The organism is Nocardia sp. No.11 (genome assembly GCF_038752175.1).
Lineage (GTDB): Bacteria > Actinomycetota > Actinomycetes > Mycobacteriales > Mycobacteriaceae > Nocardia > Nocardia canadensis.
Genome location: NZ_JBCGFB010000073.1, coordinates 23,296 through 30,457, shown reverse-complemented (window position 1 = coordinate 30,457; position 7,162 = coordinate 23,296). Strand labels below are relative to the sequence as shown.

Genomic DNA, 7,162 nt, shown 5'->3' with positions numbered 1-7,162 from the left:
CCGCCGCCGCCCGGGCCGAACAGCAGCTGGCCGCGGCCGTCGCCGAGGCGACCCAGCGGATCACCACCGCCGAGGACCACGCGACGCACTACGCCTGGGAGGCGCAGGAGAACGGTCGCCGTGGCGCCGCCGCGCTGGCCGCCTTCGCCGGCGCCGCGGGCCGCATCCAGGCGATGACCACCTCGATGCTGGCCGAGCTGCGCGAGATGGAACACCGTCACGCCGACCCGCGCGTGCTCACCGACCTGCTCCACATCGACCACCGCACCGCGCAGACCGGACGCCTCGCCGACAGCATCGCGGTGCTCAGCGGTGCCCGCACCGGTCGCCGGTGGGCCAAACCGATTGCGATGGAATCGATCCTGCGTGGCGCGATGGGTCGCGTCGCCGGGTACCAGCGCGTGCGGCTGCGCGCCGTGGCCGACGTCGGTATCGCCGGACACGCCGCCGAGGGCGTGATGCACACCCTGGCCGAACTGCTCGACAACGCCTGCAACTTCTCCCCGCCGACCACCGAGGTGCACGTCTACGCCGCGGAAGTGCCCGCGGGCGTGGTGATCACGATCGAGGACAGCGGCCTGGTGATGAGCGACTCGGCGCTGCGCCGGGCCGAGGCCGCGGTCAGCGGGCGCGACCACAAGGGCAAGGGTGCCGACCTGGCCTCGCTGTCGGGCACCCGGCTCGGTCTGGCCGTGGTCGGCCATCTGGCCCGCAAACACGAACTCACCGTGTCGTATCGGCCGTCGGCGATCGGCGGCACCGCGGTGGTCGTGGTCGTCCCGCGTGAGCTCACCGCCCGCGCCGAACGCCGCGGTCGCGCCCCGCTCGCCGCGCCGACCCCGCGTCGCACCGAACCCCAGCTCACCACCCTCGGCCAGTTCGACGCACCCACCCCGCGAGCCCAGCACGCCAGGACCACCGACGAATCGGGCTGGGCCGAGACCGTCGGCCAGCAGACCCGCCAGGCCCCGGCCGAGGCGCCGACGCCCACGGTGTCCACCTCACCCGCCCTGCCCAAGCGACGCAGGGGCGACACCCTGGCCAAAGTCCATCCCGACGGCCTGGCCGGGACCCCGGTCGCCGACACCGCACCGGCCAAACCGGCCGCGCTCGGCGCGTTCCAGCGGTCCGCGCCCGGTCGCGGGGCGGATCAGTCAGGCCAGCACCCAGGCAGCGCCGCCACTGCTCCCGACCCCATGGAGGACCGATGACCACCACCGCCCCGACGAATCTCGGCTGGCTGCTCGAGAAACTGCTCGCCCGCACCCCACGCACCCGGCACGCGCTGCTGCTGTCCGGGGACGGCCTGAAGATCTGCCACACACCGGAACTCGACGTCGACCGCGCCGATCAGCTGGCCGCGATCGCCGCCGGGTTCCAGAGCCTGTCGCACGGGGCTTCCGTCGAGTTCGGTGACGGGCGTGGCGGTGTTCGCCAGTCGATGACCGAGTTCTACGGCGGCATCCTGTTCGTGGTCGAGGCGGGGCGCGGCGCGCACTTAGCGGTGGTGGCCGCCGAGGACGCCGACGCGGGGCTGGTCGGGCACACCATGCACGAGCTGGTCGAACAGCTCGGCGAGCATATGGCCGCCCAGCCCAGACGCGGAGCGCCGAATTGAGCAGGTCGGTCCGCGACGAGGATCCGGACCGGTTCTACACCCTGACCGGCGGTCGGGCCCCGGCCACCGAGGACTTCGACCTGGTCACCCTGGTGGTCAGCGAATCGGCGCCGTCGGCGGGGATGACCTCCGAGCAGGTCGCGATCCTGGACATGTGCCGGGCGCCGACCGCGGTCGTGGAGATCGCGGCGGAACTGCGCCTGCCCGTCGGCGTCGCCACGGTGCTGCTGGGGGACCTGTTGCACGCGGGGAAGATCACCGTTCGGCCACCGTTGTCGGTGGCGATGTCGCTGGATGCTTCCACCCTCGAGAAGGTGCTCGTTGGACTTCGCAAGCTCTGAATCCGCGCCGGAGCGGGCCATGGCGCCGCTGCACAGCACGGCCAAACACGGGTTGAAGATCGTCGTCATCGGCGGATTCGGCGTCGGTAAGACGACCCTGGTGCGGTCGGTGAGCGAGATCAGGCCGCTCGACACCGAGGCGACGATGACCGACGTCGGTGTCGGGATCGACGACGCCACCGGGGTTCCCGGCAAGTCGACCACCACGGTGGCCTTCGACTTCGGCCGGATCACCCTCGACGACGAGCACGTGCTGTATCTGTTCGGCGCGCCCGGCCAGCAGCGGTTCTGGTTCCTGTGGGATCGGCTGTTCACCGGCGCGCTCGGCGCGATCGTGCTGGTCGATCAGCGCCGGATCGCCGACTCCTGGTACGCGATCGACCGGCTCGAGCATCAGGGCACCCCGTTCGTGGTGGCCTGCAACGACTTCGGTGACGCGCACGAGCCGCAGGAGGTGCGCGACGCGCTCGACCTCGATCCCGCGGTGCCGCTGCTGATGTGTGACGCGCGCTCGCGCGAATCGAGCAAACAGGTGCTGATCGCCCTGGTCGAGCACCTGTATTCCGCTGTCCCGCAGGGGGAGACCGTCTGATGAGCACACCCACCGGCACCGGTGCCTGCCCGATCACCGGCGCGGTGCCGTTGAGCGGCCCCGAATTCCACATCGAACCGCACGAGGTCTACCGCCGGATGCGGCGCGACCACGGTCCGGTGGTCTCGGTCGAGCTGCCCGGCGGGTTCCCGGCCTGGCTGGTCATCGGCTATCGCGAACTGCACCAGGTGACCAGCGATCCGCTGCTGTTCCCGCGCGATGTCTCGCTGTGGAACCAGTGGGGCCGGGTGCCCGAGGACTGGCCGTTGCTGCCGATGGTCGGTCGGCCGATGCCCTCGATCTACTTCACCGCGGGCGCCGAGCATCGCCGGCATCTGGCGATGGTGGAGCCCGCGCTCGACGCGGTCGACCACTTCGAATTGCGCCGGGCCTGTGAGGAACTCGCCGATCGCCTGGTCGACGGGTTCTGCGGTCGTGGCAGCGCGGACCTGGTGGCCGAGTTCGCCGAGCCGCTGCCGGTGCTGGCGCTGGGCCGCATCCTCGGCCTGCCCGACAGCGACGCCGCCGACCTCGCCCTGACGATGAAACTGCTCGCCGACGGTGGCGCGGACGCCCAGGCCGGGCACGCCCGCTTCGGCGAGCACATGGCCCGGCTGGTCGCGGCCAAGCGCGCGCGGCCCGCCGGCGATCTGGTGTCGCTGATGCTGGCCGATCCGGAGCCGTTCACCGACGAGGAGTACATCAACGACCTGATGGCGATCACCGCCGCCGGTCACCTCACCACGGCCGACTGGCTGGGCAGCTCCATGCGCCTGATGCTCGTCGACGACCGGTTCGCCGCGGCGCTCGGCGGCGGCAGGCGCAGTGTCGGCCAGGCCATGAACGAGGTGCTCTGGGAAGAGGGCCCCACCTCGATCCTGGCCGGGCGCTGGGCCGCGCGCGACACCCGCCTGGCCGACCAGACCATCCGGGCGGGCGACATGCTGTTGCTCGGGCTGGCCGCGGCCAATCTCGACCCGCACATCCGCCAGTCGTTCACCGACGGTGACACGGTGCCGACCGGCAACAACGCGCACTTCGCGTTCAGCTACGGCGAATACCGCTGCCCCTTCCCGGCGCAGCAGATCGCCGAGATCATCGCCAGGACCGGGATCGAGGTGCTGCTCGACCGGCTCCCCGATGTCGACCTGGCGGTTCCCGCCGAGCAACTCACCCGGCGACCTTCGGCTTTCCTTCGGGGCATGACCGCACTGCCCGTTCGTTTCACACCAGTTAGACCCGTCGGAGGTTCGTCGTGAGTTCCCAGTGCCCCTTTGCCATCGACCCCATGGTCGGTGACCTCAACGGCGAGACCGCCCGACTGCGCGCCGAAGGTCCGCTCGCCCGGATCGACCTGCTCGGTGTGCCCGCCTGGACCGTCACCGACCACGCGGTCGCCCGTCAGCTGACCACCGACAGCCGCCTGGTCAAGGACATCCACGCGTGGAAGCTGTGGACCGACGGCGTGGTGACCAACCAGTGGCCACTGATCGGCATGGTCGATGTCGACCGCTCGATGTTCAATGTCGACGGCGCCGAGCACCGCAGGCTGCGGCTCAAGACCGCGCAGGCGCTGGCGCCGCGTCGGCTCGAGGAACTGCGGCCGGTGATCGAGCGGCTCACCCTCGAACTGCTCGACGACCTCGCGGCCGCGGGCGCCGACGGCGCGCCGGTGGACCTCAAGTCGGTCTTCGCCTACCCGCTGCCGATGCGCGTGGTCGGCGACCTGATGGGCGTCGCGCGCGAGGACCACGCGCAGCTGCTCGACTGGTACAAGAAGTTCTTCTCGGTGATGACCCCGCAGGACGAGCGCCTGCGCGTGATCGGCGAGCTCGACGTGTACTTCACCGATCAGGTGCGCCAGAAGATCGCGAACCCGGGCGACGATCTGACCTCGGCGTTCGTCGTCGCCGACGAGGAGGGCGGCGAGCCGCTCACCGAGGAGGAGGCGATCGGCAACATCAAGGCGCTCGTCGCCGCCGGGCACGAGACCACCGTCAGCCTGATCGTCAACACCGTGCGCGCGCTGCTCAACGAGCCCGAGCAGTTGGCGAAAGTCCTGGCGGGCGACGTGGAGTGGAAGCAGGTCATCGAGGAGTCGCTGCGCTGGGACGGCCCGGTCTCGCACCTGCTGATGCGCTTCGCCACCGAGGACATCACCGTCGGCGACACCGTGATCGCCAAGGGCGAGGGCGTGGTGATGTCCTACCGCGCCATCGGCCGCGACACCGCGGTGCACGGCGAGACCGCCGACGAGTTCGACGTGACCCGCCCGACCGCCAACCGCCACCTGGCCTTCGGCTACGGCCCGCACATCTGCCCGGGCGCCGCGCTGTCGCGGCTGGAGGCCGCGATCGCGCTGCCCGCGTTGTTCGCCCGCTTCCCGCAGCTGCGGCTGGCCGTGCCCGACAGCGAGCTCGGCAACCTGCCGGTGCTCACGCAGAACGATCTGGCNCCGCTTCCCGCAGCTGCGGCTGGCCGTGCCCGACAGCGAGCTCGGCAACCTGCCGGTGCTCACGCAGAACGATCTGGCCGCGTTGCCGATCATCCTGAACTGACCGGCGTCGCGTCGCGCCCGGTGGAATTGCGCCGGGCGCGACGCACTCTCTCCTGGCACCGACTTACAGGCCGAGATCGCGGCCGATGAGCTCCTTCATGATCTCGTTGGAGCCCGCCCAGATCTTGGTGACCCTGGCGTCCATCCACGCCCGCGCGACCCGGTACTCCCGCATGTAGCCGTAGCCGCCGTGCAACTGCACGCAAGCGTCGAGCACCTCGTTCTGCACCTGGGCCGACCACCACTTCGCCTTCGCGGCGTCGACCGCGGAGAGCTCGCCCGCGGCGTGCGCGGCGATGCCCTGGTCGACGAACGCCTGCGTCACTTCGACTTTGGTGACCAGTTCGGCGAAGAGGAACTTGTTGTACTGGAAGCTGCCGATCTGCTGCCCGAACGCCTTGCGCTCCTTGGCGTAGGCCAGCGTCTCGTCCAGGATCGCCGCGGCGTGGGCGATATTGGAGATCGCGGCGCCGATGCGTTCCTGCGGCAGCCGTTCCATCATCGAGATGAAGCCGCGGTCGGTCTCCCCGAGCCGGTTGGCGTCGGGCACCCGCACGTTGTCGAAGAACAGCTCGGCGGTGTCGGATTCGGGCTGGCCCACCTTGTCGAGCTTGCGGCCCCGGGTGAAGCCCGCCATACCGTTCTCCACCACGAACAGCGTGATGCCCTTGGCCTTCTTCTCCGGGCTGGTGCGGGCGGCGACGATGACCAGGTCGGCGTTGAAACCGTTGGTGATGAACGTCTTCGAGCCGTTGATGATCCAGTCGTCGCCGTCGCGTACGGCGGTGGTCTTGAGCGCCGCCAGGTCCGAGCCGCCCGAGGGCTCGGTCATGCCGATCGCGGTGATGATCTCGCCGGTGCAGAACTTGGGCAGCCAGCGCCGCTTCTGCTCGTCGGTGGTCAGTTCCACCAGGTAGGGCGCGCACACGTCGTAGTGGATGCCGAACGAGGACGACAGCGCCGCACCGGCTTTGGCCAGTTCCTCGCCGAGCACCGCGGCGAACCGGTAGTCGCCTGCGTCGCTGCCGCCGAACTCCTCCGGCACGCCGAGTCCGAGGTAGCCGAGTTCACCGGCGGCCAGCCAGGTGTCGCGGTCGATCGCGCGTTCCTCGGCGAAGCGTTCGGCGTTGGGCTCGATCGACCGCTTGACGAATTCGGCGACGGAGGCGCGAAACGCCTCGTGGTCCTCGGAGTAGATGGTGCGCTGCATGGTTTTCCTTTCGGGTTCCTACTGTTCGGGCCGTTCGCCCAGCAGAACCAGCGACGCCTGGACCACCTTGGCCGCGTCGGGTTCCTCGCCGCTGATCACGTCGGCGTAGATGAAGGTCTCGGTGATCCGCGCCAGCAGCAGCGCCAGTTCCGGCACCGGCAGCGGCGGATCGAGCTCGCCCGCCGAGATCGCCTCGGTGAGCAGGCCGGCGATGACGTCGACGAAGCGGCGCTGCACGGAACCGGCTCGGGTGGTGAGCAGGCGCAGCGCGCGTTCGGGTTCGCGGCGCAGGAACTGGCGGAAGGCGTCGGAGGTGTTGACCGCCTCGGCGAAATCGCCCAGTACACCGGCGATCCGGCGCGCACCCCGCTCGGTGTTTGCGGCCACGGCGCGGCGCAGGGTCGGATCGGCCACCGACCAGATCACCTCGGCCAGCAGCTCGTCGCGGCCGCCGACCCAGCGGAACAGGGTGGCCCGGTTGACGCCGAGCTCGTCGGCGAGCTCCTTCATCTCGAGCCTGCGGCCGGCGAGGAAGCCGGATCGGGCCGCCTTGAACGCGGTGATGGCGTCGGGCCGGGCGGCGAGGTCGTCCAGCCGCCTGCCCAGTGCGGTCTGTTCGGCCACGTCACCTCCTGGTGCAACATCTCCCACAGTGTATGGAAGGTGCAACGTCTGTCAATGTGTTGCACGAGGCCGGGCATGAAAAAACTCCCCGGTCGCGATGACCGGGGAGTTCGTTGTAGCCCCGACGGGATTTGAACCCGCGCTACCGCCGTGAGAGGGCGGCGTCCTAGGCCGCTAGACGACGGGGCCAGAACCACGATTCAGCTGCGTGAACCGCGCG

Annotated in this window: 8 protein-coding genes and 1 tRNA gene; 6 read left to right on the top strand and 3 right to left on the bottom strand. The window is 70.2% G+C overall.

From position 1 onward, the window contains the following. The 6 genes from V8688_RS20850 to V8688_RS20825 all read left to right on the top strand — a co-directional run. A partial coding sequence (locus V8688_RS20850) for an ATP-binding protein (protein ID WP_342801510.1) occupies positions 1 to 1,211 on the top strand: 1,211 nt, incomplete at its 5' end. Further along, on the top strand, positions 1,208 to 1,618 hold the full coding sequence (locus V8688_RS20845; protein ID WP_218716994.1) for a roadblock/LC7 domain-containing protein: 411 nt from the start codon (positions 1,208 to 1,210) through the stop codon (positions 1,616 to 1,618). The genes V8688_RS20850 and V8688_RS20845, both read left to right, overlap by 4 nt. After that, on the top strand, positions 1,615 to 1,959 hold the full coding sequence (locus tag V8688_RS20840; RefSeq protein ID WP_218716995.1) for a DUF742 domain-containing protein: 345 nt from the start codon (positions 1,615 to 1,617) through the stop codon (positions 1,957 to 1,959). Before V8688_RS20845 ends, V8688_RS20840 begins: the two co-directional genes overlap by 4 nt. A gap of 19 nt (positions 1,960 to 1,978) precedes the next feature. Next, positions 1,979 to 2,551, top strand: coding sequence for an ATP/GTP-binding protein (locus V8688_RS20835; protein WP_316575741.1), 573 nt, complete (start codon positions 1,979 to 1,981; stop codon positions 2,549 to 2,551). After that, positions 2,551 to 3,810, top strand: a complete 1,260-nt coding sequence (locus tag V8688_RS20830) for a cytochrome P450 (protein WP_316575740.1) — start codon at positions 2,551 to 2,553, stop codon at positions 3,808 to 3,810. Before V8688_RS20835 ends, V8688_RS20830 begins: the two co-directional genes overlap by 1 nt. After that, the gene (locus tag V8688_RS20825) at positions 3,807 to 5,198 is read left to right on the top strand and encodes a cytochrome P450 (RefSeq protein ID WP_342801509.1); all 1,392 of its coding nucleotides are present in this window, start codon (positions 3,807 to 3,809) and stop codon (positions 5,196 to 5,198) included. The genes V8688_RS20830 and V8688_RS20825 overlap by 4 nt, the downstream gene beginning before the upstream one ends. Here the strand turns inward: V8688_RS20825 and V8688_RS20820 are convergent. The 3 genes from V8688_RS20820 to V8688_RS20810 all read right to left on the bottom strand — a co-directional run bounded on the left by V8688_RS20820 (position 5,173) and on the right by V8688_RS20810 (position 7,131). Beyond that, a complete protein-coding gene (locus tag V8688_RS20820) occupies positions 5,173 to 6,318 on the bottom strand; it encodes an acyl-CoA dehydrogenase family protein (RefSeq protein WP_218716998.1) in 1,146 nt (381 codons plus the stop codon). The genes V8688_RS20825 and V8688_RS20820 overlap by 26 nt on opposite strands. An 18-nt stretch (positions 6,319 to 6,336) precedes the next feature. Continuing rightward, positions 6,337 to 6,942 carry a QsdR family transcriptional regulator gene (locus tag V8688_RS20815; protein ID WP_342801508.1) on the bottom strand — a complete coding sequence of 202 codons (606 nt, stop codon included), beginning with the start codon at positions 6,940 to 6,942 and terminating at the stop codon, positions 6,337 to 6,339. A gap of 116 nt (positions 6,943 to 7,058) precedes the next feature. Beyond that, positions 7,059 to 7,131, bottom strand: a tRNA-Glu gene (locus tag V8688_RS20810). Positions 7,132 to 7,162 lie beyond the last annotated feature (31 nt).